At 73.2% G+C, this 26,566-nt stretch carries 21 protein-coding genes; 16 read left to right on the top strand and 5 right to left on the bottom strand.

Features of this window, described 5'->3' with window-relative positions; genetic code table 11:
- Window positions 1-153 precede the first annotated feature (153 nt).
- Window positions 154-1,449 (bottom strand): DUF1015 domain-containing protein, encoded by a 1,296-nt coding sequence (locus ACH4TP_RS27110; RefSeq protein ID WP_389228862.1) that lies wholly within the window; start codon window positions 1,447-1,449, stop codon window positions 154-156.
- Window positions 1,450-1,530: 81 nt separating this feature from the next.
- Between ACH4TP_RS27110 and ACH4TP_RS27105 the strand changes: the two genes are divergently transcribed.
- Both ACH4TP_RS27105 and ACH4TP_RS27100 read left to right on the top strand, forming a co-directional pair.
- Window positions 1,531-2,610, top strand: a complete 1,080-nt coding sequence (locus tag ACH4TP_RS27105) for an HAD hydrolase-like protein (protein ID WP_398186009.1) — start codon at window positions 1,531-1,533, stop codon at window positions 2,608-2,610.
- A 94-nt stretch (window positions 2,611-2,704) separates the two neighbouring features.
- Window positions 2,705-3,544, top strand: a complete 840-nt coding sequence (locus tag ACH4TP_RS27100; protein WP_389228856.1) for an ABC transporter ATP-binding protein — start codon at window positions 2,705-2,707, stop codon at window positions 3,542-3,544.
- Between the two features lie 229 nt (window positions 3,545-3,773).
- Here the strand turns inward: ACH4TP_RS27100 and ACH4TP_RS27095 are convergent, their stop codons facing one another.
- Window positions 3,774-4,121: an SCP2 sterol-binding domain-containing protein gene (locus ACH4TP_RS27095; protein ID WP_389228853.1), complete on the bottom strand. Its 348-nt coding sequence runs from the start codon at window positions 4,119-4,121 to the stop codon at window positions 3,774-3,776.
- Window positions 4,122-4,163: 42 nt separating this feature from the next.
- Here ACH4TP_RS27095 and ACH4TP_RS27090 point away from each other — a divergent pair, with 42 nt between their 5' ends.
- From ACH4TP_RS27090 to ACH4TP_RS27065, 6 genes are all read left to right on the top strand, one after another.
- On the top strand, window positions 4,164-4,427 hold the full coding sequence (locus tag ACH4TP_RS27090; RefSeq protein ID WP_398439368.1) for a hypothetical protein: 264 nt from the start codon (window positions 4,164-4,166) through the stop codon (window positions 4,425-4,427).
- Window positions 4,428-4,434: 7 nt separating this feature from the next.
- A complete protein-coding gene (locus ACH4TP_RS27085) occupies window positions 4,435-5,250 on the top strand; it encodes a TlyA family RNA methyltransferase (protein WP_389228847.1) in 816 nt (271 codons plus the stop codon).
- On the top strand, window positions 5,247-6,170 hold the full coding sequence (locus ACH4TP_RS27080) for an NAD kinase (RefSeq protein ID WP_398186018.1): 924 nt from the start codon (window positions 5,247-5,249) through the stop codon (window positions 6,168-6,170). The genes ACH4TP_RS27085 and ACH4TP_RS27080 overlap by 4 nt, the downstream gene beginning before the upstream one ends.
- 78 nt (window positions 6,171-6,248) lie before the next feature.
- A complete protein-coding gene (recN, locus tag ACH4TP_RS27075; RefSeq protein ID WP_398439367.1) occupies window positions 6,249-7,991 on the top strand; it encodes a DNA repair protein RecN in 1,743 nt (580 codons plus the stop codon).
- Window positions 7,988-8,818 carry a hypothetical protein gene (locus ACH4TP_RS27070; protein ID WP_398439366.1) on the top strand — a complete coding sequence of 277 codons (831 nt, stop codon included), beginning with the start codon at window positions 7,988-7,990 and terminating at the stop codon, window positions 8,816-8,818. The genes recN and ACH4TP_RS27070 overlap by 4 nt, the downstream gene beginning before the upstream one ends.
- Before the next feature lie 146 nt (window positions 8,819-8,964).
- Window positions 8,965-10,047: a glycosyltransferase family 4 protein gene (locus ACH4TP_RS27065; protein WP_398439365.1), complete on the top strand. Its 1,083-nt coding sequence runs from the start codon at window positions 8,965-8,967 to the stop codon at window positions 10,045-10,047.
- Between the two features lie 33 nt (window positions 10,048-10,080).
- Here ACH4TP_RS27065 and ACH4TP_RS27060 read toward each other — a convergent pair whose 3' ends face one another.
- Entirely contained in the window at window positions 10,081-11,703 is a 1,623-nt protein-coding gene (locus tag ACH4TP_RS27060) for a PucR family transcriptional regulator (RefSeq protein WP_389228832.1), read from the bottom strand.
- Window positions 11,704-11,864: 161 nt separating this feature from the next.
- Here ACH4TP_RS27060 and ACH4TP_RS27055 point away from each other — a divergent pair, with 161 nt between their 5' ends.
- Together ACH4TP_RS27055 and ACH4TP_RS27050 are read left to right on the top strand one after the other, a co-directional pair.
- On the top strand, window positions 11,865-13,379 hold the full coding sequence (locus ACH4TP_RS27055; RefSeq protein ID WP_398439364.1) for an APC family permease: 1,515 nt from the start codon (window positions 11,865-11,867) through the stop codon (window positions 13,377-13,379).
- A gap of 28 nt (window positions 13,380-13,407) precedes the next feature.
- Entirely contained in the window at window positions 13,408-15,042 is a 1,635-nt protein-coding gene (locus ACH4TP_RS27050; RefSeq protein WP_398439363.1) for a flavin monoamine oxidase family protein, read from the top strand.
- 6 nt (window positions 15,043-15,048) lie between these two features.
- Here ACH4TP_RS27050 and ACH4TP_RS27045 read toward each other — a convergent pair whose 3' ends face one another.
- Both ACH4TP_RS27045 and ACH4TP_RS27040 read right to left on the bottom strand, forming a co-directional pair.
- On the bottom strand, window positions 15,049-16,431 hold the full coding sequence (locus tag ACH4TP_RS27045) for an FAD-binding oxidoreductase (RefSeq protein ID WP_398186036.1): 1,383 nt from the start codon (window positions 16,429-16,431) through the stop codon (window positions 15,049-15,051).
- A 68-nt stretch (window positions 16,432-16,499) separates the two neighbouring features.
- On the bottom strand, window positions 16,500-18,302 hold the full coding sequence (locus ACH4TP_RS27040; protein ID WP_389228820.1) for a glycoside hydrolase family 15 protein: 1,803 nt from the start codon (window positions 18,300-18,302) through the stop codon (window positions 16,500-16,502).
- 450 nt (window positions 18,303-18,752) lie between these two features.
- Here ACH4TP_RS27040 and ACH4TP_RS27035 point away from each other — a divergent pair, with 450 nt between their 5' ends.
- From ACH4TP_RS27035 to ACH4TP_RS27010, 6 genes are all read left to right on the top strand, one after another.
- Window positions 18,753-20,402, top strand: coding sequence for a CTP synthase (locus ACH4TP_RS27035; protein WP_389228817.1), 1,650 nt, complete (start codon window positions 18,753-18,755; stop codon window positions 20,400-20,402).
- Between the two features lie 79 nt (window positions 20,403-20,481).
- The gene (locus ACH4TP_RS27030; protein ID WP_389228814.1) at window positions 20,482-21,108 is read left to right on the top strand and encodes an NUDIX domain-containing protein; all 627 of its coding nucleotides are present in this window, start codon (window positions 20,482-20,484) and stop codon (window positions 21,106-21,108) included.
- Between the two features lie 191 nt (window positions 21,109-21,299).
- Window positions 21,300-23,285 carry an AAA family ATPase gene (locus ACH4TP_RS27025; protein ID WP_389228811.1) on the top strand — a complete coding sequence of 662 codons (1,986 nt, stop codon included), beginning with the start codon at window positions 21,300-21,302 and terminating at the stop codon, window positions 23,283-23,285.
- A 146-nt stretch (window positions 23,286-23,431) separates the two neighbouring features.
- Window positions 23,432-24,547 (top strand): alanine dehydrogenase, encoded by a 1,116-nt coding sequence (ald, locus tag ACH4TP_RS27020; protein WP_389228808.1) that lies wholly within the window; start codon window positions 23,432-23,434, stop codon window positions 24,545-24,547.
- Between the two features lie 460 nt (window positions 24,548-25,007).
- Window positions 25,008-26,033, top strand: a complete 1,026-nt coding sequence (locus ACH4TP_RS27015; RefSeq protein WP_351789048.1) for a ParA family protein — start codon at window positions 25,008-25,010, stop codon at window positions 26,031-26,033.
- Window positions 26,030-26,521 carry a hypothetical protein gene (locus tag ACH4TP_RS27010; protein WP_398186577.1) on the top strand — a complete coding sequence of 164 codons (492 nt, stop codon included), beginning with the start codon at window positions 26,030-26,032 and terminating at the stop codon, window positions 26,519-26,521. Before ACH4TP_RS27015 ends, ACH4TP_RS27010 begins: the two co-directional genes overlap by 4 nt.
- Window positions 26,522-26,566: the final 45 nt, after the last annotated feature.

Genomic DNA, 26,566 nt, shown 5'->3' with positions numbered 1-26,566 from the left:
ACCCCCACTCGATCGTGCCCCAGTACCCCGCCGAGGCAGAGTCGCACGCCCCGCCCGCCCCCGCCCGCGTGGGCGCCCGGGGGTGCGCCGGGCGGGTTGTGGCTTCGGGGGGCCCCCCCCCGGGGGGGCCCCCCCTTCTCCGTTTCCGTGCGCTCAGTCCAGCGCCAGGCTTCTCAGGACCAGGCCCGTCGCCGGCTTCGGGCCGAACGAGGTGGACTTGCGGGGCATCGTGACGCCCTGGCGGGCGAGGTCGCGGACGACCTCCTCCCGTACCGGGTGCATGAGGACCGCCGTACCGCCGCGGCGTTCCGCCTGGGCGACCGCCGCCTCCGTGTCGTGGATGTACGCGATGTCCTCGGGGGCGTCCGGGATGTGCCAGACGTGTTCCAGGAGGGTGGAGTGCAGGACCGTCGCGTCCAGGGTCCGCCAGGCCTGGGGGCGGTCCGTGCGGATCGTGCGGTCGAGGAGGGCGGGGTCCGGGCGGTCCAGGAGGTGGAAGGCGCCGTCGCCGGCGAGGAGGAAGGCGTTGCCCTCGGCCGTGGCGGCCTCCAGGGCCTCCAGGGCCACCGGGAGCGGCCGGTCGATGCGGCGGACCCGGAAGTGGTCGTCGAGGGCCGTGAGGGCGTCGGCGACCGGCAGGCGGTTGAGGAGCCGGTGGATGGCGCGGACCCGCAGGGGGTAGCGGGCGGTGTCGATGAGGAGGACCAGGCCGTAGTTCCAGGGGCCGGGCGCGGTGTGCTCCTCGCGGAGGCGCAGGTACGTCGCCCAGCGGTGGTGGCCGTCGGCGATGAGGGCCTGATGGCGGGCCAGTTCGCCGGCGATCGTGGCGAGTTCGGCGGGGTCCGTGACCGACCAGAGGCGGTGCTGGAAGCCGTCCTCCGTGGTGGTGGAGAGCAGGGGCGCGCGGCGGACGGTGCGTTCGATGACCGCGTCGGCACTGCCCTCCTCGTCGCCGACGTACGTGAGGAGCAGGGGCTCCAGGTTGGCGGCCGTGGTCCGCATCAGGGCGGCGCGGTCCTCGACGACGTGCGGCATGACGTCCTCGTGGGGGAGGACGATGCCCTCGGCCGGGGTGGAGAGCTCCAGGGCGCCGATGACGCCGCGCTGGAGGACGCCGTCGCCGTTCTGCTCGTACACGTAGAGCGCGGGCTTCGGGTCCGGGGCGAGGACGCCGTCCGCGAGCCAGCGGTCGAGGGTGACGGCGGCCTTGCGGTGGCGGGTGCCGGCGGTGATCGCCTGCGGCAGGATCAGCCGGACGATGTTGTGCGGGTCGGCGGACTCCAGATGGAGCAGTCCGTCAGGTCGTACGACGACGTCGTAGGGCGGGGACGTCACGGCGGCGAGGCTGCCGACCCGCTCGGGGACGTACCGCAGTCCCCGGAAGGGGACCAGGCGCAGGCCTGTCGTGTCGTCGCGGACGTCGGCGGCCGCGTGACCTGAGGTGTTCATCTCGTCATCGTATGTGGGAGGCGGGCATGAGCGATGATCGGGGGAGCGGGGAATCCCGCCCGGCGAGCTGAGGAGTGTGCGGTGGCGGTGCGGAACGGTCAGGGCGGGCGTGACGGCGGCAGGAAGAGCCCCGGAGGCAGCGCGGTCGCGCTCAGCGAGGCCTACGACACGGCGCTCCTGGACCTGGACGGTGTCGTGTACTTCGCGGGCGGGGCGGCGATCCCGTACGCGGTGGAGGCGCTGGGGGCGGCCCGGGCCGGCGGGATGCACCTGGCGTACGTCACGAACAACGCGCTGCGGACGCCGGGCGAGGTGGCGGAGCACCTGACCGAGCTGGGGGTGCCGGCGGAGGCGGGGGACGTGGTGACCTCGGCGCAGGCGGCGGCCCGGATGGTCGCGGAGGACGTGCCGGCCGGGTCCCGGGTCCTCGTCATCGGCGGCGAGGGGCTGCGGGTGGCGCTGCGCGAGCGGGGGCTCGTGCCGGTGGAGTCGGCGGACGAGGACCCGGTGGCGGTCGTGCAGGGCTACGGCGGGCCGGGGATGCCGTGGGCGCGGTTCGCGGAGGCGGCCTACGCGGTGGGGCGCGGGGTGCCCTGGTACGCCTCCAACACGGACCTGACGATTCCCGGGACGCGGGGGATCGGGCCGGGCAACGGGGCGGCGGTGGAGGTCGTACGGATCGCCACCGGGCACCGGGTGGAGCCGAAGGTCGCGGGGAAGCCGCTGCCGCCGATGCACCGGGAGACGGTGCTGCGGACGGGGGCGGAGCGGCCGCTGGTGGTCGGGGACCGGCTCGACACGGACATCGAGGGCGCGTTCAACGGCGGGGTCGACTCGCTGCTCGTGCTGACCGGGGTGACGGACGTGGCGCAGCTGCTCGCGGCCGTGCCCGAGCACCGGCCCACGTATGTGGCGGCCGATCTGCGAGGGCTGCTCACGGGGCAGCCGGAGGTCGTGGAGGACGGGGCCGGGGGCTTCGTGTGCGGGGGGTGGCGGGCCTCCGTGAGCGGCGGTGAGCTCGTCCTCGACGGGACGCCGGGCGAGGGGGCCGACGCGCTGGACGGGGTGCGGGCGCTGTGCGGGGCCTCGTGGTCCGCGGCGGACGCGCCGGGCGGGGGCGTGCCGGACGCGGGGAAGGCGCTGGCGCTGCTCGGGGTGTGACCCCACGGAGGGGTTGGGTAGGCTAACCTAACTTCGCGTGATCGTGGTCGTCGCCGCCTGACCTGACCACGGACGAGACACCAGGAGTGCGGGTATGGACGGTCGGCAGCAGCGCCTGAGCGCGGAATCGGTCACCCTGGCGTACGAGCAGCGGGTCATCGCCCGCGACCTGTCCGTCGCGATCCCCGACCGTTCGTTCACCGTCATCGTCGGGCCCAACGCCTGCGGCAAGTCCACCCTGCTCCGCGCGCTCTCCCGGATGCTGAAGCCCAGCGAGGGCCGCGTCCTGCTCGACGGGCAGTCGATCCACACGATGCCCGCCAAGAAGGTCGCCAGGACCCTCGGGCTGCTGCCCCAGACCTCCGTGGCCCCCGACGGCATCACCGTCGCCGACCTCGTCGCGCGCGGCCGCTACCCGCACCAGGGGCTGCTGCGCCAGTGGTCCTCGGAGGACGAGCGGATCGTCCGGGAGTCGATGGAGTCGACCGGCGTCGCCGAGCTCGCCGAGCGGTACGTGGACGAGCTCTCGGGCGGTCAGCGCCAGCGCGTCTGGATCGCCATGGCGCTCGCCCAGCAGACCCCGCTGCTGCTGCTCGACGAGCCCACCACGTACCTCGACATCCAGCACCAGATCGACGTCCTCGACCTGTGCGCGGAACTGCACGAGACGCAGGGGCGGACGCTCGTCGCCGTCCTCCACGACCTCAACCACGCGGCCCGCTACGCGACCCACCTCATCGCCGTCCGCGACGGCGAGGTCGTCGCCGAGGGGCCGCCGTCGGAGGTGGTGACCGCCGAGCTGGTCGAACGGGTCTTCGGGCTCCGCTGCCAGGTCATCGACGACCCGGAGACCGGGACACCGCTCGTCGTGCCGGCGGGACGGAAGGCGCGGGCCCGGACGACCGTGCCGGCCCAGGAGCCCGCCCTGCGGTAGTGACCGCAGGCGCGGGAGTCGTGTCGCAGAGTGCCCTTGGGCTCGGGGCCCCGCTGCGGTAGTGGCCGCAGGGGCGGGAGGCCCCGCTGCGGAAGCGACTGCAGGTGCAGGGGGGCGCGCTGCGGTAGTGACCGCGGCTTCGGGAGCCGTGCCGCAGAGGTGGCCTCGGGCTCGGGTCCCGCTGCGGAAGGTCGCGCTGCGGTAGTGGCCGCAGGCGCGGGAGGCCTTGCTACAGCAGTGACCTCAGGCGGAGCAGGTCGCGGAAGCCGGCTTCCAGTCTGATCCGGCCGGAGGCCCAGGCCTTCGCGAAGTTCAGCCCGCCGTCCACCATGGCCACCAGGTCGTCGCCGGTCATGGCGAGCCGGATCTGGGCCTTGTCGCGCGGCGGGCCCTCCACTGTCCCGTCGACCCGGATCCGGCCGTCCGCGAGACGGCCCGTGAACGTCGTGTCTAGGTCCGTGATGTGGCAGCTCAGGCTGCGGTCGAGCGCGGCCGCGCCGCGCACGCCCTCGTCGGCCCGCGCGAGATTGTCCGAAAGTCTGTCCAGTGCGCCGCGGCACTCCGTGATCGTCGCCATCGCCGTCGACGGTACCCCAGGGCTTCGCGGTAGCGTCGGGGCATGAGCGACGCCACCCCCGAAGCCCCGCAGGAGCAGGTCCCGGCCGAGACGTACGAGCCCGCCGGGCCCGCGCCGCTCGGCGTCGCCCCGGAGCCCACCGGCCATGCCGCCGTCGACGCCGCCCTCGCGCGTCTCGCCGCTCTCGACCACCTCCCGGCGGACGGACACCTGGAGGTGTACGAGGATGTACACCGTGGACTGCGCGCCGAGCTGACCTCGCTCGACACGCACCCCGCCCCCCGTCCGTACGACAACAGGAGCTGAACCGAACGTGGCAGGACCGGCACGCCGCCGTCTCGACGCCGAGCTGGTACGGCGCAAGCTCGCGCGCTCGCGCGAGCACGCCAGCCAGCTGATCGCCGCGGGCCGGGTGACCGTCGGCAAGACCGTCGCCACCAAGCCCGCCACCCAGGTCGAGACCGCCGCGGCCATCGTCGTCGCCCAGGACGACTCCGACCCCGACTACGTCTCGCGCGGCGGCCACAAGCTCGCCGGGGCCTTCGCCGCCTTCGTGCCGCAGGGGCTGGTCGTCGAGGGCCGACGCGCCCTGGACGCCGGAGCCTCCACCGGCGGCTTCACCGACGTCCTGCTGCGCGCGGGCGCCGCCCACGTCGTCGCCGTCGACGTCGGCTACGGACAGCTCGCCTGGTCGCTGCAGAGCGACGAGCGCGTCACCGTGAAGGACCGCACGAACGTACGCGAGTTGACGGTCGACGCGATCGACGGGATCCCCGTCGACCTCGTCGTCGGCGACCTGTCCTTCATCCCGCTCGGGCTCGTCCTGCCCGCCCTCGCGGCCTGCACGGCGCCCGGCGCCGACCTCGTCCTGATGGTCAAGCCGCAGTTCGAGGTGGGCAAGGAGCGGCTCGGCACCGGCGGAGTCGTCCGCTCCGCCGAACTCCGCGCGGACGCCGTGAAGAACGTGGCCCGGCAGGCCGGCGAGCTCGGCCTCGGCGTCCTCGGCGTCACCGCCAGCCCCCTGCCCGGCCCCTCCGGCAACGTCGAGTACTTTCTGTGGCTGCGGGCAGGCGCGCCCGCGCTGGATCCGGCGGACGTCGACCGCGCCGTGGCGGAGGGACCTCGTTGAACTCAACTGCAGCAGCACCATCGGGAACCACACGCACCGTCTTCCTGCTCGCGCACACCGGCCGCCCGGCCGCCGTGCGCAGCGCCGAACTGGTCGTCCTGGGGCTGCTGCGCTGCGGCATCGGCGTCCGCGTCCTGGAGGCCGAGGCCGCGGACCTGCCGCTGCCGCCGTCCGTCGAGCGGGTCCCGGAGGGCTGCCCCGACGCCCTCGACGGCTGTGAGCTGCTCGTCGTCCTCGGCGGCGACGGCACCCTGCTGCGCGGCGCCGAGTTCTCCCGCGCCTCCGGCGTGCCCATGCTCGGCGTCAACCTCGGGCGCGTCGGCTTCCTCGCCGAGGCCGAGCGCGACGACCTCGACAAGGTCGTCGACCGGGTCGTCACCAAGGCGTACGAGGTCGAGGAACGGATGACCCTCGACGTCACCGTGCACGAGAACGGCGACGTCCTGCACCGCGACTGGGCGCTCAACGAGGCCGCCGTCCAGAAGGTCTCGCCGGAACGGATGCTGGAGGTCGTGCTCGCGATCGACGGGCGCCCGGTGACCGGCTTCGGCTGCGACGGGGTGATCTGCGCGACACCCACCGGCTCCACCGCCTACGCCTTCTCGGCGGGCGGCCCGGTCGTCTGGCCCGAGGTCGAGGCGCTCCTCATGGTCCCGATCGGGGCCCACGCCCTCTTCGCCAAGCCGCTCGTCACCACCCCCCAGTCGGTGCTCACGGTCGAGGTCGAGCCGCACACCCCGCACGGGGTGCTGTGGTGCGACGGGCGGCGGACCGTGGAGCTCCCGGCGGGCGCGCGCGTCGAGGTGCGGAGGGGCGCCGTGCCCGTCCGGCTCGCCCGGCTGCACCACGCCTCCTTCACCGACCGGCTCGTCGCCAAGTTCGCCCTGCCGGTGTCGGGGTGGCGGGGCGCCCCGCACTGACACCGGCCCGCTCGCAACGAGCGGCGCTCCCGGGGGTCACGGCCGGGGCGATGTCGCGTCGGACCCGGGAAACCTCGTATGGTCTGGGGCGTGCTGGAGGAGATGCGGATACGGTCGCTCGGGGTCATCGACGACGCGGTGGTCGAGCTGTCGCCCGGCTTCACCGCGGTGACCGGTGAGACCGGTGCGGGCAAGACGATGGTCGTGACCAGCCTGGGGCTGCTGCTCGGCGGACGTGCCGACCCGGCCCTGGTGCGGATCGGCGCGGCCTCGGCCGTCGTCGAGGGACGGATCAGCGTGCCCGCGGGCACGCCCGTCGCCGTACGCGCCGAGGAGGCCGGTGCCGAGCTCGACGAGGGCGTGCTCCTCGTCAGCCGTACGGTCTCCGCCGAGGGACGCTCGCGCGCCCACCTGGGCGGGCGCTCCGTGCCCGTCGGGCTGCTCGCCGAACTCTCCGACGAGCTCGTCGCCGTCCACGGCCAGACCGACCAGCAGGGCCTGCTCAAGCCCGCCCGGCAGCGCGGCGCGCTCGACCGGTACGCGGGCGAGGCGGTCTCCGCGCCGCTCGCCGCCTACGGCGAGGCGTACCGGCGGCTGCGCGCCGTCACCGCGGAGCTGGACGAGATCACCACCCGGGCGCGTGAGCGAGCCCAGGAGGCCGATCTGCTGCGCTTCGGGCTCGGCGAGATCGAGGCCGTCGAACCGAGGGTGGGCGAGGACGTCGAACTCGCCGCCGAGGCCGAGCGGCTCGGCCACGCCGAGGCCCTCGCCTCCGCCGCCGCGCTCGCGCGCGCCGCGCTCGCGGGGAACCCCGAGGACCCCGAGGCGGTCGACGCGACCACCCTCGTCGCGGGCGCGGGCCGGGCCCTGGAGGCCGTACGGTCGCACGACCCGGCGCTCGCCGGGCTCGCCGACCGGATGGGCGAGATCTCCATCCTCCTGGCGGACGTGGCGCAGGAGCTCGCCGGATACGTCGACGACCTCGACGCCGATCCGCTGCGGCTCGCCGCCGTCGAGGAACGGCGGGCGGTGCTCACCCAGCTGACCAGGAAGTACGGCGAGGACATCGCGGCCGTGCTGGCCTGGGCGGAGGAGAGCGCCGGGCGGCTCGGCGAGCTCGACGGCGACGACGAGCGGATCGAGGAGCTCACCGCCGAGCGGGACCGGCTGCGCGACGAGCTCTCGGTGCTCGCCCAGCGGCTCACCGACGCCCGTACCGAGGCGGCGGACCGGTTCGCCGCCGCGGTCACCGCCGAACTCGCCTCGCTGGCCATGCCGCACGCGCGCGTGTCCTTCGCCCTCACGCAGACCGAGGACGAGGAGGGCGTCGAGGTCGACGGCCGCCGGGTCGCCTACGGGCCGTCCGGCGCCGACGAGGTCGAGCTGCTGCTCGCCCCGCACCCCGGCGCCCCGCCCCGGCCCATCGCCAAGGGCGCGTCCGGCGGTGAGCTGTCCCGCGTGATGCTCGCCGTGGAGGTCGTCTTCGCCGGGGTCGACCCGGTGCCGACGTACCTCTTCGACGAGGTCGACGCGGGCGTCGGCGGCAAGGCGGCCGTCGAGATCGGCCGCCGGCTCGCCAAGCTCGCCAAGTCCGCGCAGGTCGTGGTCGTCACCCACCTCCCGCAGGTCGCGGCCTTCGCCGACCGGCAGCTGCTCGTCGAGAAGACCAACGACGGCTCCGTCACCCGTTCGGGCGTCACCGTCCTGGAGGGCGAGGAGCGCGTCCGGGAGCTGTCCCGGATGCTCGCAGGACAGGAGGACTCCGAGACGGCCAGGGCCCATGCGGAGGAACTGCTCGCGACGGCTCGGGCGGACGGATGAGGGGCGGTACGCGGGTGGCCGGGCTCGGGCGGGCCGGCTCGGGGCCGGTCGGTACCGGGCGGGCCGGTGCGGGAGCGGTCGGTTCCGGGCCGGGCGGCGTCGGGTCGGGCGGGCTCGGGCGGGTCGGTGGCTTCGCCGTCGCCTTCGGGGCGGCGCGGCTCGTGTACGGGCAGTTGAGGCGGCGGCCGCCGGGGAATCCGTACAGCTGGGAGCGGACCAACCACGCGGGCCGTCCGGTCTCCCTGCTGGCCGGTCCCGCCGTGGCCTTCGGCTCGGCCGCCGCGGTCCTGCCGACCGCGCCGGCCGCCTCCCTCGCCGTCGCGGCGGCGGCCGTCTGCGGGCGGTACGACGACCTGCGCGGCGATCACCGGCGCGGGTTCCGGGCGCACCTGGGCGCGCTGCGGGGCGGTGAGGTGACCAGTGGCGCGGTGAAGCTGTTCGGGATCGGCGCCGCCTCGCTCGTCGCCGGGGCCTTCCTCCAGGAGAAGCCCGTCGACAAGGTCCTCGCCGGCGTCGTCATCGCCGGCACCGCGCACCTGGTGAACCTCGTGGACGTACGGCCGGGGCGCGCGGGCCTCCTCGCGCTGGGGCTCGGCGCGCCGGGGCTCCTGCGGGGGTCGCTCGCCGCCGCGCCGATGGGGGCCGCGGCGGCGCTCCTCGGCGACGACCTCGGCGAGGAGACCATGCTCGGCGACATGGGCGCGCATGCGCTCGGCGCCGCCGTCGGCGGCGCCATCGCCGCCTCCAACGGGCGGCTCGGGCTGACCGCGCACGCGGCCGGTCTGGTCGCCGCCGCCGTGTGGGGCGAGCGGGCCGCCTCCGCCTGAGCGTCCGGGAACCTCGGGCGCTCACCCGTGTGGGTGAACCCGTGGCGCGGGTCCCCGCGCCGTACGCCTTCCGCCCAGGGGAACGACGCCGTTTCGGTGCCGGAACGTGCGTACGGTCGGGGGTGCGGACTGGCATCCTTGGGCGCGTGACACAGCTCCGTACGGTCCAAGTGCTGGGCGGCGGCGGCGCGGGCAGCAGCGCTCACGTCCGATCACTCGCCTCGGGGCTGGTGGCGAGGGGCGTGCGGGTGACCGTGTGCGCCCCGCCCGAACTCGACCGCGCATACGACTACCTGGGCGCCGGCGCGCACTTCGTGCCCCTGCCGCGCCTCGGCGACCCCTCGACCGTCACCGTGCTCCGCAACGCCTGCATCGGAGCGGACGTGGTCCACGCGCACGGGCTCCAGGCCTCCGTACGGGCCGCGCTCGCGCTCGCCGGCGGTGGGGGCCGGGCGCCGCTGGTCACCACCTGGCACAGCCGGAACCACGTCGACGGGGCGCGGGGCGGGGTGCTGCGGCTCCTGGAGCGGAGGACCGCGCGGGCCGCGACCGTCGTCCTCGGCACCTCCTCCGAACTCGTCGACCGGGCCCGGCGGCGCGGGGCCCGGGACGCCCGCCTCGCCCCCGTCACCGTGCCCGCCGCGCGCGGGCCCGTCTGCCTCCACGACGGCAAGGCCCGGGCCGAACTCGGCGCCGTCGACCGGCCCCTGGTCATGGCCGTCGGGGCGCTCGAACGCGGCCGGGGGTACCGGACGCTGCTCGACGCGGCGCGGTCGTGGCGGGAGCTCGATCCGCAGCCGCTGCTCGTCATCGCCGGGGAGGGGCGCGAACGGGCCTTCCTGCAGCGGCGGATCACCGAGGAGCGGCTCGCCGTGCGGCTCCTGGGGCGCCGGGACGACGTCGCCGAACTCCTCGCGGCCGCGGACGTCGCCGTACTCCCCTCGCGCTGGGAGGCCCGCTCCCTGCTCGCGCAGGAGGCGCTCCGGCTCGGCGTGCCGCTCGTCGCGACGGCCGTCGGCGGCGTACCGGAACTCGTAGGCGACGCGGCGGAGTTGGTGCCCTACGGGGACGCGGCGGCGCTGGCGGGGGCGGTGCGGGCGCTGCTCGACGACGAGGAGCGCCGGATGGACCTGGCGGCGGCGGGGCGGGTGCAGGCGGGGTCCTGGCCCACGGAGGACGAGACGATCGCGCACGTGCTGTCGGTGTACGACGAGCTGTCGGGGCGCTGACCCCGCCGGGGCCCGCGCCCCGACCCCCGGGGGTCACGGCGTGTGGCGGCGGGCCCTCAGGGCCAGGGAGAGGGCCAGGACCGTCTGGGGGTCGTCGAGGTCGGTGCCGAGGAGTTCGGAGATGCGGGCCAGGCGGTTGTAGAGGGTCTGGCGGTTGAGGTGGAGTTCGCGGGCTGTCTCCGCCTTGCGGCCCGCGTGGGCCAGGTAGGTCTCCAGGGTGGGGAGGAGCGGGGGGCGGGAGGCGCGGTCGTGGTCGCGGAGGGGGCCGATGGCGCGGTCGACGAAGGCCGCGAGGTCCGGGTGGTCGCGCAGGCGCCAGAGCAGCAGGTCGATGTCGAGGCGGCGGGCGTCGTACCAGGGGAGGTCCGAGAGGCCCTGCGCCGCGGTCGCCGTCTCCGCCGCATGCCGCAGGCCCGCCGAGGCCGCCGCCCAGCCGCCCGCGACGCCGACCACGACGACCGGCGGGTGGACGCCCGCGCGTTCCAGGCCGGCCCGCTCCACGCCCGCGCGCAGTGCCGCCGCCACCCGGTCCGCGACCGCCGTGCGCTCCGATTCGGAGCGCAGGCCCAGGAGCAGGGGGACCCTGCCCTCCACCGGGCGGACGCCCAGGAGCGCCGGGACGCCCACCGAGGACAGTTCCTCCAGGACCGCTCGGGCCAGGAGGGCCCAGTTGCCGGAGGGGGAGAGCTCGGAGGCCAGGCGCATCACCACCGGGAGCAGGGGGCCGTCGCCCGGCTTGAAGCCGAGGACCCGCGCCTGCGCCGGGGCGTCCTCCGCCGAGATGCGGCCCTCCGCCAGGTCCGTGAGGAAGTCGCCCCGGCCGCGCGCGGCCAGCTCCTCCTCCTGGCGGGCCTGCATGAGGACGACGGCGAGGAGGCCCGCCGCCCGCTCGGCCGCCATGCGGTGGACGGGGGAGAGTGCGCCGGAGACCGCGAGGAGGACGAGGCGGGCCCGTACCGAGCCCGTGCCGGGGCCGCCGCCGGGGACGTCGACGAGGACCGTGCCGGTGGGCGGGCCGGACTCGCGGGCCGCCCGCTGGCCGCGCAGCCCGTCCCAGACCTGGAGCGGGTCGGCGGGCGCGGACTCGGTGCCCGCCGCGTAGAGGAGCTGTCCGTCGGCGGTCTCCAGGAAGACCGGGTTGGCGGCGAAGTCGGAGAGGATGCGCAGGACCTGCGGCACCCCGCCGCCGCCGAGCAGGGCCTCCGTGCACTGCCGGTGGACCTCCTCGGCCTGCCGCTGGAGGGCGTAGTGGCCGTTGACGATCTCGGTGTGGATCTCCTCCGTGACGGCGACGAAGGGGACCTCGCGGTGGAGCTGGACGAGCGGCAGGCCCGCCGCCCGCGCGGTCTCCACTATCGTCGCCGGGAGGCGGGCGAAGCGCGGGCCCAGCTCGACGACGAGGGCGGCGATGCCCCGGTCGGCGAGCCGGCGGACGAAGGCGCGCTGTTCGGCGGGGCGGGTGCCCAGGCCGAGGCCCGTCGTGAGGAGTAGTTCGCCGCCCTTGAGCAGCGAAGCGATGTTCGGCACCTCGCCCGCGTGCACCCAGCGCACCGTGCGGTGCAGCCGGTCCGCGCCGGCCACGACCTCCGGGAGCCCGCCGCGCAGTCCGGGGAGTTCCAGCGCCCGCTGCACGGTGATCCCGCCCTGATTGTCCATGGGGCCGGACGCTACCCGCGTCCGTGTTCCGGCGACATCACCTGACGGTTACGGCACCGGACAGTTCGTACACCAGGGCGACAACTCGTCGCCCCCTGGCGGGAATTGTGCGACCGGATGTCGATTGTGGCCTACGTCACGCACGAGGATCCTCTCGGCCCATGGCAGAGAACCCCACCCCAGAGGTCCACCGGCTCAAGGCGAACTCGGTCGGACTCGTCGGCGTCGTCTTCATGGCCGTCGCCACCGCCGCCCCGATCACGGCGATGACCGGAAACCTCCCCATCGCGGTCGGCTTCGGCAACGGCACCGGCGCGCCCGCCGGATACCTCTTCGCGACGCTCGTCCTGACCGTCTTCTCGGTCGGCTACGTCGCCATGGCCAAGCGGATCACGGCCGCCGGCGCCTTCTACGGCTACATCTCGCACGGCCTGGGCCGGATCGCCGGCATGGCCTCCGGGATGCTCGCCGTCCTCGCGTACATCGTCTTCGAGGCCTCGATCGTCGGCGTCTTCTCCTACTTCGCCAAGACGACGGTCGCCGACCAGCTCGGCGTCGACCTGCCGTGGATCCTGTACGCGGCGGTCATGCTGGCCGTCACCGCCGTCCTGTCGTACTTCGACATCAACCTGACCGCCAAGGCGCTGGGGGTGATGCTGGTCGCGGAGATCGCCGTCCTCTTCGCGGTCGCCACGGCCGTCCTGATCGCCGGCGGCGGCCCCGACGGCATCCCGGTCGAGCCCATCAACCCGAAGAACGCCTTCACCGGCACCTCCGCCGGGCTCGGCCTCTTCTTCGCCTTCTGGTCCTGGGTCGGCTTCGAGTCGACCGCGATGTACGGCGAGGAGTCCCGCGACCCCAAGCGGGTCATCCCGCGAGCCACCCTGATCTCCGTCATCGGCGTCGGCCTCTTCTACATCTACGTCTCGTGGATGACGATCGCCGGGAACGGGCTCGCCGCCTCCGTGAAGCTGTCCGCGTCCACGAGCCCCCTCGACCTGTTCTTCGCGCCCACCCACACCTTCATCGGCGCCTGGGCCGTCGACGCCTTCCAGTGGCTGCTGCTCACCGGCTCCTTCGCCTGCGGCATGGCCTTCCACCAGTGCGCCGCGCGCTATCTGTACGCCATCGGCCGGGAGGGCTTCCTGCACCCGGCGCTCGGCCGGACCCACGCCAGGCACGGCTCGCCGTACATCGCCTCCTTCGTGCAGAGCGTGATCGCCGTGGCCCTCGTCGCCGCCTTCTGGCTCACCGGCGAGGACCCGTACATCCACCTCTACACGCTGCTCGCGATCCTCGGCACGATGGCGATCCTCATCGTCCAGACCCTCTGCTCCTTCGCGGTCATCGGCTACTTCCGCAGGAACCACCCCGAGGACCGGCACTGGTTCAAGACCCTCACGGCCCCGCTCCTCGGCGGCGTCGGCATGATCGCCGTCGTCGTCCTGCTGGTCATGAACATGGAGACCGCGGCGGGGCTCGCCGCCGACTCCCTCTTCTTCAAGGCGATCCCCTGGATCGTCGGCGCCGTCTTCTTCGGCGGCCTCGGCCTCGGCTTCTACCTCAAGGCCAAGCGGCCCGAGCGCTACGAGATCATCGGCCGGATCGTCCTGGAGGACGCCACCGAGCGCACCGACGAAGAAGCCCCCGTCCCCGCCTCCGTACCGCAGAACTGACATCCCCTCACCCTCCAGGAGCGCCCCCATGGCACGCACCAACCCGATGCACCTCCTGAAGAACCTCGCCGCCGAGCACGCCGCCGCCCGACGGCTGAACATCCCCGTCGACGAGCTGCGCGGCCTGCGGGCCGACGCCCTCGGACGCCGGTCCCTGCTCAAGTACGCCACCGCCGCCGGCATCGCCGTCGGCGTCGGCTCGGCCGTCCCCGCCGCGGCCGCCACCCCGGCCCCGCCCGTGAAGAGCACCGCCCGGATCGCCGTCGTCGGCGCCGGGATCTCCGGCCTCACCGCCGCCCTCACCCTCCAGGACGCCGGACTGAGCCCGGTGCTCTACGAGGCGAACCCCTCCAGGGTCGGCGGCCGCATGTACAGCCAGCGGGACCACTGGGCGTACGGCCAGACCTCCGAGATCGGCGGCGAGCTGATCGACACCAGCCACAAGAAGATCCTCGAACTCTGCCGCCGCTTCGGCCTCGCGACCGAGGACTTCCTCGGCGGCGGACCCAACGGAGCCGAGGAAGTCCTCTGGTTCAACGGCACCTACTACCCGCGCGCCCAGGCCGACGCGGACTTCAACGCCGTCTACCAGGCCCTCCACCGCGACCTGCTCGACGCGGGCGAGGTGAAGTGGAACCAGACCACCCCCACCGGCACCGCCCTCGACAACATGTCGCTGTACGACTGGATCGAGAGCCGCGTCCCCGGCGGGCACTCCTCACCGCTCGGCCGCTTCCTCGACGTCGCCTACAACGTCGAGTACGGCGCCGACACCACCGAACAGTCCTCGCTCGCCCTCGTCCTGCTCATGGGCTACCAGACCAATCCCGGCAACTTCAACGTCTGGGGCCTGTCCAACGAGCGCTACCACATCGTCGGCGGCAACGACCGGCTCCCCAACGCCGTCGCCGGGGCGCTCGCCCCCGGCACCCTCCGCATGGGCTGGTCGCTCAACGCCGTACGGGCCAACGCCGACGGCACCCAGACGCTCACCTTCACCGAGGCGGGCACCACCCGGACCGTCACCGCCGACCACACGATCCTGTGCGTCCCGCTGCCGATCCTCCAGCAACTCGACACCTCCCAGGCCGGCTTCGACCCGCTCATGCGGAACCTGCTGCGGGACGCCCGCATGGGCTACTGCACCAAGCTCAACATGCAGTTCGGCACCCGGCCCTGGCGCGGCACCGGCGCCTGGCCCGGGGTCTCCTCCGGCGACTGCTTCACCGACACCGAGGTCCAGCAGACCTGGGACACCACCAAGGTCCAGGGCGGCACCGGCGGCATCCTCCTCCAGTACGGCGGCGGCAGCCTCGCCCGGAACCTGAACCCGGCCGGGCCGTTCTCCACCGAGTCCGACCCGTACGTACGGAACCTGGTCACCCGCTACCTGGCCGGCATCGACGCCTTCTTCCCCGGCACCTCCCGGGCGTACACCGGCCGCGCCCAGCTCTCCGCCTGGCACAAGAACCCGTACTCCCTCGGCGCGTACTCCTACTGGCCCGTCGGCTACCTCCACCGGTACGCCGGATACGAGGGCGCCGCCCAGGGCAACGTCCACATCGGCGGCGAGCACTGCTCGTACGACTTCCAGGGCTTCATGGAAGGCGGCGCGACCGAGGGCGAGCGCGCCGCCCAGGAGGTGATCACCGCACTGCGATGAGCCGGCTCACACGGCCGGGACGATGTTCTGGTTGAACCGGAACACGTTGTCGGGGTCGTACTGGCCCTTCACGGCGGCGAGCCGGCGGTAGTTCCTCTCCCCGAAGGAGGAGACGATCCGCTGCTCGCCCTCGTCGCCGACGAAGTTCAGATACGTCGCGTCGAGCGCCCAGGGCCGCACGTCGGCCCGCACGTCGTGCACCCACTGCCTCGCCCGCTCGTCGTACGCGGGGTCCTCCCAGGTCGCGAACGGGTGCACCGCCCAGGGCGCGGTGCGCCACGGCTGCGGGTACTGGGAGGGCCCCGCGGCCACGGCCCCGCCCATCAGGAACAGCACGTGCTGGGTGGCCGTCTCCGCCGGGATCCCCGCGCCGCGGTCGCAGAAGACGTCCACGGCAGCGTCGGGGAACTCCCGCAGGTACTCGGCCGACCAGTAGTTCCGCAGCCCCGGCGGGTCGTCCATCATCGACTGCAGGTCCACGTACGGGATGTCCGTGACGACCTCCACCACGGGCTTCAGCGCCAGCAGCGGCGCCGCGAACTCGCGGACCTCCTCGGCCGGCCCGGTGTACGTGAACAGCGCCCCGCAGACCAGCTTGCCGACCAGGTCCTCGGGGATGAACGGCACCGGGGGCGCGGGCACGTAGATGCAGCCGCCGCCCATCTCGTCGGGCGCGCCGAGACCCAGATCGCGGAAGGTGCGCACCACCTCGGGCGCGCCGTCCGGCAGGAAGAACATCATCGCCATGCTCATCCGGGGCAGCGGGTGCACCCGCATCGTCAGCGAGGTCGCCACCCCGAAGTTGCCGCCGCCGCCGTGCAGCGCCCAGAACAGCTCCGTGTTCTCCTCGGCGTCCGCGTGGACGTGCTTGCCCTCGGCCGTGATCAGGTCCGCGGCGAGCAGGTTGTCGCTGGCGAGCCCGAACTTCCGCTCCAGCCAGCCCGAACCGCCGCCCAGCACGAAGCCGCCGACGCCGGTGGTGGACGCCCGGCCGCCGGTGGTCGCCACGTGGAACGGCTGGCAGGCGTGGTCCAGATGGGCCATGGTCGCCCCGCCCTCGATCCGGACCGTCATGTCCTCCGGGTCCACGACGACGCCGTGCATCCGGCGGAGGTCCACGATCAGCGCGCCGTCGATCATGGAGGTCCCGGCGACGCTGTGCCCGCCGCCGCGGACCGCGATCGGCAGGCCGGCCTCGCGGCCGAACAGGATCGCGTTGGACACGTCGGACTGGGTGGCGCACTGGGCGATCACCGACGGACGCCGGTCGATCATCCCGTTGTGCAGGGCCCGGGCCTCGTCGTAGGCGGGATCACCGGGGGTGATCACCTCACCGGCCAGGTCCTCGACCAGTCCGGCCAGGGCGCTCTCGGAGATGTGGGGAGCCATGGGAGCCCCCCTTTCGTACGGGGGGACAGGACCTTCTCATCGTAGGTCCGGCCCCCCGGGGACGCCCCTCAGCCTCCGTACGCCCCGCTCGCCGTCAGCCGCAGCGCCGTGTCGATCAGCGGGACGTGGCTGAAGGCCTGCGGGAAGTTGCCCACCTGCCGCTGGAGCCGCGGGTCCCACTCCTCGGCGAGCAGCCCGAGGTCGTTGCGGAGCGCGAGGAGCTTCTCGAAGAGCGTGCGCGCCTCGTCGACCCGGCCGATCATCGCCAGGTCGTCCGCCAGCCAGAACGAGCAGGCGAGGAACGCGCCCTCGTCGCCCTCCAGGCCGTCGACGCCGGCCTCCTCGCCGGCCGTCGGGTAGCGCAGCACGAAGCCGTCCTCCGTGGACAGCTCGCGCTGGATCGCCTCGATCGTGCCGATGACCCGCTTGTCGTCCGGCGGCAGGAAGCCCATCTGCGGGATCAGCAGCAGCGAGGCGTCCAGCTCCTTCGAGCCGTACGACTGCGTGAAGGTGTTCCGCTCCTTGTCGTAGCCCTTCTCACAGACGTCTCGGTGGATCTCGTCGCGCAGCTCGCGCCAGCGCTCCAGCGGGCCGTCGGCGTCCCCGGACTCGATCAGCTTGATCGTGCGGTCGACGGCCACCCAGGCCATCACCTTGGAGTGGACGAAGTGGCGGCGCGGGCCGCGGACCTCCCAGATGCCCTCGTCGGGCTGGTCCCAGTGCTTCTCCAGGTAGTTGATCAGCTTGATCTGGAGCAGGGAGGCGTAGTCGTTGCGGGACAGGCCCGTCATGTGGCCGAGGTGGAGGGCCTCCGTGACCTCGCCGTACACGTCCAGCTGGAGCTGGCCCGCCGCGCCGTTGCCGACCCGGACCGGGCCGGAGTTCTCGTAGCCGGGCAGCCAGTCCAGCTCCTGCTCGCCGAGCTCCCGCTCGCCCGCGATGCCGTACATGATCTGCAGGTTCTCCGGGTCGCCCGCGACCGCGCGGAGCAGCCACTCGCGCCAGGCGCGGGCCTCCTCGCGGTAGCCGGTGCGCAGCAGCGAGGAGAGCGTGATCGCCGCGTCCCGCAGCCAGGTGTAGCGGTAGTCCCAGTTCCGTACGCCGCCGATCTCCTCCGGCAGCGAGGTCGTCGGCGCGGCGACGATCCCGCCGGTCGGCGCGTACGTCAGCGCCTTCAGGGTGATCAGCGAGCGGATCACGGCCTCCCGGTAGGGGCCGTGGTACGTGCAGTGCTCGACCCACTCGCGCCAGAACTCGGCCGTCGCCGCGAGGGAGCCCTCCGGGTCCGGCAGCGGCGGCGGCTCCTTGTGGGAGGGCTGCCAGGAGAGCGTGAACGTGATCCGCTCCCCGGGCGTGACCGTGAACTCCGAGTACGTCGTCAGGTCCTTGCCGTGGGTCTCCGCGTCGGCGTCCAGCCACACCGAGTCGGGTCCGGCGACCGCGACCGTGCGCTCCCCGACCTTGTGCACCCAGGGCACGATCCGGCCGTAGCTGAACCGCATCCGCAGCGAGGACCGCATCCGCACCCGGCCCGACACGCCCTCGACGATCCGGATCAGCTGCGGCGCGCCGTCGCGCGGCGGCATGAAGTCGGTCACCCGGACCGTGCCGCGCGGGGTGTCCCACTCGGACTCCAGGATCAGCGAGTCGCCCCGGTAGCGGCGCCGGTCGGCGGGGGCCGGCTCCGCGTCCTCCGGACCCGCCGGGCCCACCCGCCAGAAGCCGTGCTCCTCGGTGCCGAGCAGTCCGGCGAAGACCGCGTGCGAGTCGAAGCGGGGGAGACACAGCCAGTCGACGCTGCCGTCCCGGCAGACCAGGGCAGCGGTCTGCATGTCTCCGATGAGTGCGTAATCCTCGATGCGCCCGGCCACGTGCTTCACTCCAGTCGAACGGCCACGTCCGCCCCTGAGGGGCGCTTGCTACTGATGTACGTGATGTCTGTGCGGTCTCGGTCCTGCCAGTGTGCGGGACGGGCCGGCCTGCTCGGCGGACGATGCCGACCTTCTGGGCGGGCGACGTCCGAGCAGAATACGTGCCACCCCGGTGACCGTAGTGATCACACGGGCGACGCGCTGCTCCACACGGGTGAGCTGCGCCTTCCCCCTCGTCCGCACGCCCCTGTCGCCGTACGTGAACACCCGACTGCCGCGTGTGGCCGGAAGCGCTCTCCCGATGTCGCTGATACCCTGGTACCCCGTGGACCGGTGGGAAACGGCGACAGCCGAGGACCCCACAACCGCAGCGACGGCACCCCCCGATTCTTCCGGAGGGGACGCCGGTACGCACCTCCAGAACGCGACCACGGGAGCCCCCTCTTGGCGATGCCGCCCAACACCACGACGACCAAGCACATCTTCGTCACCGGGGGTGTCGCCTCCTCGCTCGGCAAGGGCCTCACCGCCTCCAGCCTGGGTGCGCTCCTCAAGGCCCGCGGCCTGCGGGTCACGATGCAGAAGCTCGACCCGTACCTGAACGTCGACCCGGGCACGATGAACCCCTTCCAGCACGGCGAGGTGTTCGTCACCAACGACGGCGCCGAGACCGACCTGGACATCGGCCACTACGAGCGCTTCCTCGACGTCGACCTCGACGGCTCGGCCAACGTCACCACCGGCCAGGTCTACTCGCAGGTCATCGCCAAGGAGCGGCGCGGCGAGTACCTCGGCGACACCGTGCAGGTCATCCCGCACATCACCAACGAGATCAAGGGCCGCATCCGCCGCATGGCGACCGACGACGTCGACGTCGTCATCACCGAGGTCGGCGGCACGGTCGGCGACATCGAGTCGCTGCCCTTCCTGGAGACCGTCCGCCAGGTCCGCCACGAGGTCGGCCGCGACAACGTCTTCGTCGTGCACATCTCGCTGCTGCCCTACATCGGCCCCTCCGGCGAGCTGAAGACCAAGCCGACCCAGCACTCGGTCGCCGCCCTGCGCAACATCGGCATCCAGCCCGACGCGATCGTGCTGCGCGCCGACCGCGAGGTCCCGACCGCCATCAAGCGCAAGATCTCGCTGATGTGCGACGTCGACGAGGCCGCGGTCGTCGCCGCCATCGACGCCCCGTCGATCTACGACATCCCGAAGGTGCTGCACACCGAGGGCCTGGACGCCTACGTCGTCCGCAAGCTCGACCTGCCCTTCCGCGACGTGGACTGGACCGTCTGGGAGGACCTCCTGGACCGCGTCCACAACCCGGAGCACGAGGTCACCGTCGCGCTCGTCGGCAAGTACATCGACCTGCCCGACGCCTACCTGTCGGTCACCGAGGCCATGCGCGCCGGCGGCTTCGCCAACCGCGCCCGGGTCAAGGTCAAGTGGGTCACCTCGGACGACTGCAAGACCCCGGCCGGCGCCGCCAAGCAGCTCGGCGACGTCGACGGCATCCTCATCCCCGGCGGCTTCGGCGACCGCGGCGTCTCCGGCAAGGTCGGCGCGATCCAGTACGCCCGCGAGAACAAGGTGCCGCTGCTCGGCATCTGCCTCGGCCTGCAGTGCATCGTGATCGAGGCCGCCCGGAACCTGGCCGACATCCCCGAGGCCAACTCCACCGAGTTCGACCCGGCCACCGCGCACCCCGTCGTCTCCACGATGGAGGAGCAGCTCGCGTACGTCGAGGGCGCCGGCGACCTGGGCGGAACGATGCGCCTGGGCCTCTACCCGGCGAAGCTCGCCGAGGGCTCGGTCGTCCGCGAGACCTACGGCGACGAGCCGTACGTCGAGGAGCGCCACCGCCACCGCTACGAGGTGAACAACGCCTACCGCGCGGAGCTGGAGAAGAAGGCCGGCCTGGTCTTCTCCGGCACCTCCCCGGACAACAAGCTCGTCGAGTTCGTCGAGTACCCGAAGGACGTCCACCCCTACCTGGTCGCCACCCAGGCGCACCCGGAGCTCAAGTCCCGCCCGACCCGCCCGCACCCGCTCTTCGCGGGCCTGGTGAAGGCGGCCGTGGAGCGCAAGACCGCGAAGTAACCGCTGGGGTTAACGTTGCCGGGGTACGGGTCCCTCTCCGGGGGCCGTACCCCGGTTTTCGTACGTGAGAGGACTTCTGATGAAGGTGCAGGACACCCCTGAGGAGTGGCCGGTCGCCGCCACCGCCACCCCCTTCACGGGCAAGAAGACGAGTGTCCGCACGGACGACGTGGTCATGCCGGACGGCTCGGTCGCCCGCCGCGACTACCAGGTCCACCCCGGCTCCGTGGCCGTCCTCGCCCTGGACGAGGAGGACCGCGTGGTCCTCCTCCGGCAGTACCGGCACCCCGTACGGCAGAAGCTCTGGGAGATCCCGGCCGGGCTCCTCGACGTGCCCGGCGAGAACCCGCTGCACGCCGCCCAGCGCGAGCTGTACGAGGAGACGCACGTCAAGGCGGGGGACTGGCGGGTCCTGGCCGACGTCTACACGACGCCCGGCGGCTGCGACGAGGCCGTGCGGATCTTCCTGGCCCGGGACCTCGCCGAGGCGGAGGGCGAACGCTTCGAGGTCTCCGACGAGGAGGCCGACATGGAACTCGCCCGGGTGCCGCTGCCCGAGCTGGTGCGGGGGGTCCTCGCGGGCGAGCTGCACAACAGCTGCCTGGTGGTGGGGGTCCTCTCGCTGGCCGCGGCGCGGGCGGGCGAGGGCCTGGACGCCCTCCGCCCGGCCACCGCCCCCTGGCCGGCCCGCCCCTTCGAGTCCTAGCCCCACGGGGCCCGCACCCCGCTGCCCCCCCCCGCAACGGGGTGGGGCGGTGTGACGATCTGCTGATCCGATCGGGGGATCCGTCCGCCGTGCTCCGCGGGGTCCGCCCCGTGCCCTGAACTACGCTCGGAATCGCCCGTGCGGAGCCCCCGCGGGATCGGCTCGTGCGCAGGTGGACGGGAGCGTGGCCAGTGACGGATCAGGCGGTGGCGGCGGTCGGCAGCCGTCAGTTCTTCGGCCGGCAGCGGGAGTTGAAGGCCCTGCGCGCCGACATCGAGCGGACCGGCCTCGACACCCTCACCGGCCGCAAGGCGCCCCGCGCCCGGGTCCTGCTCATCGCCGGCAAGCCGGGCTCCGGGCGGACGGCCCTCGCCGAGGAACTCGCCGCCGGACTCGCCGACCGCTACCCCGACGGGGTCTTCCGCGCCCGGCTCACCGAGCCCGGCGGCGACCCCGTCCCCACCGCGCGCGTCGCCCAGGAACTCCTCGCCGCCCTCGGGGTCGCCGAACCCCCGGGGGCCGGGGAGGACGAGCTGACCGAGCTGGTCAGAGGGGCCCTCGCGGACCGCCGGGCCGTGCTGCTCCTCGACGACGCCGTCGACGCCGAGCAGGCCGACCCGCTGATCCCCGACAACCCCGACGCCCTCGTGGTGGGGGTCGCCCGCGGACCGCTCACCGGGATTCCCGACGTACGGCCCTGCACCCTCGGCGGGCTCGACCCCAAGTCGGCCATCGAGCTGCTCACCGCCTTCACCGGCTCCGTCCGCGTCACCGTCGACCCGCAGGCCGCCGAGACCCTCGTCGAGGAGTGCGGGGGACTGCCCGCGGCGGTCGTCCTCGCCGGCGGCTGGCTCTCCGCCCAGCCGAAGGCCTCCGTCGCCGACCTCGCCAAGCGGCTGCGCGGGCTCAGCGGCGATCCCCTCACCCGGGCCTTCCTGCTCGCCCACGAGGCGCTGCCCGCCACCGCCGCCCGGATACTGCGATTCCTCGTCCTGGCCCCGCTGGGCCGGGCCGACGCCCACACCGCCTCCGCCCTGGCCGGCTGCTCGGTCTCGGCGGCCGCGACCACCCTCGCCGACTTCGCCGCCCTGGGGCTGGTCTCGGACGGCGGGGACGGACAGTACGAGGTGCGCGCCCATCTCGTACCCCTCCTTCGCGCCCAGCTGGAGGAGCGCGACCGGCCCGCCGAGGTGCAGCTCGCCCGGGCCCGGATGCTGGAGCGGACCGTACGGCTCCTCCAGTCCTGCCGTGCGGTCACCGAACCCGAGGGCTCGCCCGCCCGCCGCAAGCTGGCCGGGCTGCCGCGCGCCCTGCGTTTCCCGAGCCCGGCCGCGGCCGCCGCCTGGCTGGACTCCCGGCAGCCCTTCCTCCTGGCCTCCGCCCGGCTCGCCGTCGCCGACGGGGAGCTCGACACCCTGGCGCGCCGGCTCGTGGCCTCGCTCGTCAGGGCGCTCGCCGCGCACCGGGGCGCGGAGGCCGCCGCCCCCGAGCTGTACGGCCTCCACCGGCTGGTCCTGGACGTGGCCGAGCGGCGCGGGCTGCACCGCGAGCGGGCCGCCGCCCTGCTGAACCTGGCCGATCTCGATGCCAGGACCGGCAGGACGAAGGACGCTCTGCTGCGATATCGGTTGGCTTTGGATGCCGGACGCAAAGCAAATGACCCGTATGCGACCGGTCGCGCGATGGAATCCGTAGGTGGGTCCTATCAGGAGCTGGGAGACTGGCAGCGGGCCGGCGACTGGTACGGGCGGGCGCTCGCGCAGCGCCTCGCCCGGGACGAGCGCGCCGACCAGGCCCGGCTGTACGCCCGGCTCGGAGCCGTACAGACCTATGCGGGGCGGTACGGGGAGGCCCTGCGCAGCTGGCGCGCCGCCGCGGCCGGCTACCGGAGGCTCTCCGATCTCCCGGGCCACGCACGGGCGTTGAGCGAGGCGGCCCGGGTCCAGGAGTACGCCGGACGGCCCGAGGAGTCCCTGCGGACCTGCGAGGAGGCGGTGGAGTGGGCCCGCCGTGCCCGGGACACCCGGCTCCAGGCCGCGCTGCAGCTCCGGCTGGCGGACACCCTCGACCGGCTCGGGGACCCCGCGGCGGCCGGGCTGCACCGGTCCGCGGCCGAGAGGCTCCTGCAAACGGAACCATCGACCTACGAAATCCGCAGTGGCTCTGCCGAAGATTAGTACTTTGAAAGGCTAGACAGGGGGAACTCCTTCATTAGACTGGGTGAGCCGCGTTCGAACGTGGTCTGCCCCGGTGCGCTGCAATGCATCCGGGTATGTATTGCAGTGCCCTAGTTATCCCCCCGATTCAAGGACCGTGATCGACGATGAAGGTCGGCATCCCCCGCGAGGTCAAGAACAACGAGTTCCGCGTGGCCATCACCCCCGCCGGTGTCCACGAGCTCGTCCGCAACGGCCACCAGGTCTTCGTCGAGCAGAACGCCGGTGTCGGCTCCTCGATCACGGATGAGGAGTACGTCGCCGCCGGCGCCGAGATCCTCGCCACCGCCGACGAGGTCTGGGCCACCGCCGACCTGCTGCTCAAGGTCAAGGAGCCCATCGCCGAGGAGTACCACCGCCTCCGCAAGGACCAGACGCTCTTCACCTACCTGCACCTCGCCGCCTCCAAGGAGTGCACGGACGCCCTCCTGGAGTCCGGCACCACCGCCATCGCGTACGAGACGGTCGAGACCGCGAACCGCGCGCTCCCGCTGCTCGCCCCGATGTCCGAGGTCGCGGGCCGCCTGGCCCCGCAGGTCGGCGCCTACCACCTGATGCGCTCGGCCGGCGGCCGCGGCGTCCTCCCGGGTGGCGTCCCGGGCACCCACGCCGGCGAGTGCGTCGTCATCGGCGGCGGCGTCTCCGGCTGGAACGCCGTGCAGATCGCCATCGGCCTGGGCTTCCACGTGACCCTGCTCGACCGCGACATCAACAAGCTCCGCGAGGCCGACAAGATCTTCGGCACGAAGGTCAAGACGATCGTCTCCAACGCCTTCGAGCTGGAGAAGGCCGTCGTCGAGGCCGACCTCGTCGTCGGTGCCGTCCTCATCCCCGGCGCCAAGGCCCCGAAGCTGGTCACCAACGAGCTCGTCGCCAAGATGAAGCCCGGAAGTGTCCTTGTCGACATTGCGATCGACCAGGGCGGCTGCTTCGAGGACTCGCACCCGACCACCCACGCCGAGCCGACCTTCCAGGTCCACAACTCGATCTTCTACTGCGTGGCGAACATGCCGGGCGCCGTCCCGAACACCTCCACCTACGCCCTCACCAACGCCACGCTGCCCTACATCGTGTCGCTGGCGAACAACGGCTGGGTCGAGGCGCTGCGCCGCGACTCCGCCCTCGCCCTGGGCCTCAACACCCATGCCGGCAAGGTGGTTTACAAGGAGGTCGCCGAGGCGCACGGCCTCGAGCACGTCGAGCTGGCCAGCCTCCTGGCCTGACCCCCGAGGGCTCCTTGACGGAGGCCCCGTCAACGCGTGCCGTCAATATCACGCATCCGGCCGGACCTTGTTCGACAAGGTCCGGCCGGTCGTGTCTCCGGCCCGCCGAAACGTTCGGGCAACTCGCCTCGAACGTAACCCTTTAACCGTTTCGCACACCCCTGAAACGTGTGGATGCATGCCTGCGCACCCTTGACAGAGACGTGTTCGGTTGCCGACACATCGGGCCGGGTCCGGCGGATTGTGTTGCTGCGGAGCGGTGACACGCCATAGAGTCGCCAACCGTCGGCATGGTGCCACGCTGACCTATCGATAAATGTTCCTGGTGACATCCAAGGAGGTAAGACGACTTGTGAATGAGTCGACAATTACTCCCGGGAGCGGTGTGCCAGGTGCCCCGATCGGCTCCGTCGCGGTGCGGACCTTCGCGACGCACCAGCCCATGACGAGTGCCCACACGATGAAGACGATGGACGGCCTACACGTGAACGCCACGGCCGGCAACGAGATGGGCCGAGAGTCCACCCACTTCGCCGCCTACGACGAGGTGCCCGAGGGGCACTTCTACGACCCCGACGCCGAGTACGAGCCCGATCCGGAGTACGCGGCCACCCTCGCACCCGACGCTGCCCGCCAGCGCCGCGAGCGGATCGGCCCCACCGGACGGCCCCTGCCGTACTTCCCGATCCCGGGTCCCCTGACCGACCACGGACCCGCGAAGATCATCGCGATGTGCAACCAGAAGGGCGGCGTCGGCAAGACCACGTCGACCATCAACCTGGGCGCCGCGCTCGCCGAGTACGGACGACGGGTGCTGCTCGTCGACTTCGACCCGCAGGGAGCCCTGTCGGTCGGCCTCGGCGTGAACCCGATGGAGCTCGACCTCACCGTCTACAACCTGCTCATGGAGCGGGGCATGTCGGCCGACGAGGTCCTCCTGAAGACCGCCGTGCCCAACATGGACCTGCTGCCGAGCAACATCGACCTCTCGGCCGCCGAAGTCCAGCTGGTCAGCGAGGTCGCGCGCGAGTCCACGCTCCAGCGCGCCCTCAAGCCGCTGATGAACGACTACGACTACATCGTGATCGACTGTCAGCCCTCCCTCGGCCTGCTGACCGTGAACGCCCTGACGGCGGCTCACAAGGTCATCGTGCCGCTGGAGTGCGAGTTCTTCGCGCTGCGCGGCGTCGCGCTGCTCACCGAGACCATCGAGAAGGTCCAGGAGCGGCTCAACCCCGAGCTCGAACTCGACGGCATCCTCGCCACGATGTACGACTCCCGGACCGTGCACAGCCGTGAGGTCCTCGCGCGCGTCGTCGAGGCCTTCGACGAGCACGTCTACCACACGGTCATCGGGCGGACCGTGCGCTTCCCGGAGACCACGGTCGCCGGCGAGCCCATCACCACGTACGCCTCCAACTCCGTGGGCGCCGCCGCCTACCGCCAGCTCGCCAGGGAGGTGCTCGCCCGGTGTCACGCCGAGTGAGTCTGCCCGGAGCCGACGAACTCTTCCGTACGACCGGGGGGACGGCGCTCCAGGCGTCCGCACCCCGCCGCGCCGTCCCGGCACCGGCGGCCGAGAGCGACGCGGTCGCGGCCGAGGGCCCCGCTGAGCACGCGCCCGCGGACTCCGAGGCCGCGGAACCGCGCACCCGGACGGCCGAGCCCGAGGGGCAGGCCGCCAAGGCCGCGCCCACCGCCTCCGTGCCCGCCCCCGCGGCGGCCCGGCGGCGCGGCGGCCGTACCCCGAACCGGCGGCCCAGCGGCCGCGAGCGCCACGACGAGAAGATCACGGTCTACGTCTCCGCCGAGGAGCTGATGGACCTGGAGCACGCCCGGCTCGTGCTCCGGGGCGAGCACGGCCTCGCCGTCGACCGGGGCCGGATCGTCCGGGAGGCCGTCGCGGTCGTCCTGGCGGACCTGGAGTCCCGCGGCGACGCGAGCATCCTCGTCCGCCGCCTGCGCGGCCGCTGACGGTAGCCTGCGGGCTGCCGTCCTCCTCGTTCCCCCTGGACCCCC

It is taken from the genome of Streptomyces sp. NPDC021012, assembly GCF_044333355.1.
GTDB lineage: Bacteria > Actinomycetota > Actinomycetes > Streptomycetales > Streptomycetaceae > Streptomyces.
Note: the sequence above shows the minus strand (reverse complement) of the source record. Positions and strands in the feature narration are given on the sequence as shown.

What these genes read in the sequence shown, in the direction of transcription:
- ACH4TP_RS27110 (WP_389228862.1), bottom strand. Translation starts at nt 1,449, where the DNA reads ATGAACACCTCAGGTCACGCGGCCGCCGACGTCCGCGACGACACGACA.
- ACH4TP_RS27100 (WP_389228856.1), top strand. Translation starts at nt 2,705, where the DNA reads ATGGACGGTCGGCAGCAGCGCCTGAGCGCGGAATCGGTCACCCTGGCG.
- ACH4TP_RS27095 (WP_389228853.1), bottom strand. Translation starts at nt 4,121, where the DNA reads ATGGCGACGATCACGGAGTGCCGCGGCGCACTGGACAGACTTTCGGAC.
- ACH4TP_RS27090 (WP_398439368.1), top strand. Translation starts at nt 4,164, where the DNA reads ATGAGCGACGCCACCCCCGAAGCCCCGCAGGAGCAGGTCCCGGCCGAG.
- recN (WP_398439367.1), top strand. Translation starts at nt 6,249, where the DNA reads ATGGTCTGGGGCGTGCTGGAGGAGATGCGGATACGGTCGCTCGGGGTC.
- ACH4TP_RS27070 (WP_398439366.1), top strand. Translation starts at nt 7,988, where the DNA reads ATGAGGGGCGGTACGCGGGTGGCCGGGCTCGGGCGGGCCGGCTCGGGG.
- ACH4TP_RS27060 (WP_389228832.1), bottom strand. Translation starts at nt 11,703, where the DNA reads ATGGACAATCAGGGCGGGATCACCGTGCAGCGGGCGCTGGAACTCCCC.
- ACH4TP_RS27055 (WP_398439364.1), top strand. Translation starts at nt 11,865, where the DNA reads ATGGCAGAGAACCCCACCCCAGAGGTCCACCGGCTCAAGGCGAACTCG.
- ACH4TP_RS27050 (WP_398439363.1), top strand. Translation starts at nt 13,408, where the DNA reads ATGGCACGCACCAACCCGATGCACCTCCTGAAGAACCTCGCCGCCGAG.
- ACH4TP_RS27045 (WP_398186036.1), bottom strand. Translation starts at nt 16,431, where the DNA reads ATGGCTCCCCACATCTCCGAGAGCGCCCTGGCCGGACTGGTCGAGGAC.
- ACH4TP_RS27035 (WP_389228817.1), top strand. Translation starts at nt 18,753, where the DNA reads ATGCCGCCCAACACCACGACGACCAAGCACATCTTCGTCACCGGGGGT.
- ACH4TP_RS27030 (WP_389228814.1), top strand. Translation starts at nt 20,482, where the DNA reads ATGAAGGTGCAGGACACCCCTGAGGAGTGGCCGGTCGCCGCCACCGCC.
- ald (WP_389228808.1), top strand. Translation starts at nt 23,432, where the DNA reads ATGAAGGTCGGCATCCCCCGCGAGGTCAAGAACAACGAGTTCCGCGTG.
- ACH4TP_RS27015 (WP_351789048.1), top strand. Translation starts at nt 25,008, where the DNA reads ATGAAGACGATGGACGGCCTACACGTGAACGCCACGGCCGGCAACGAG.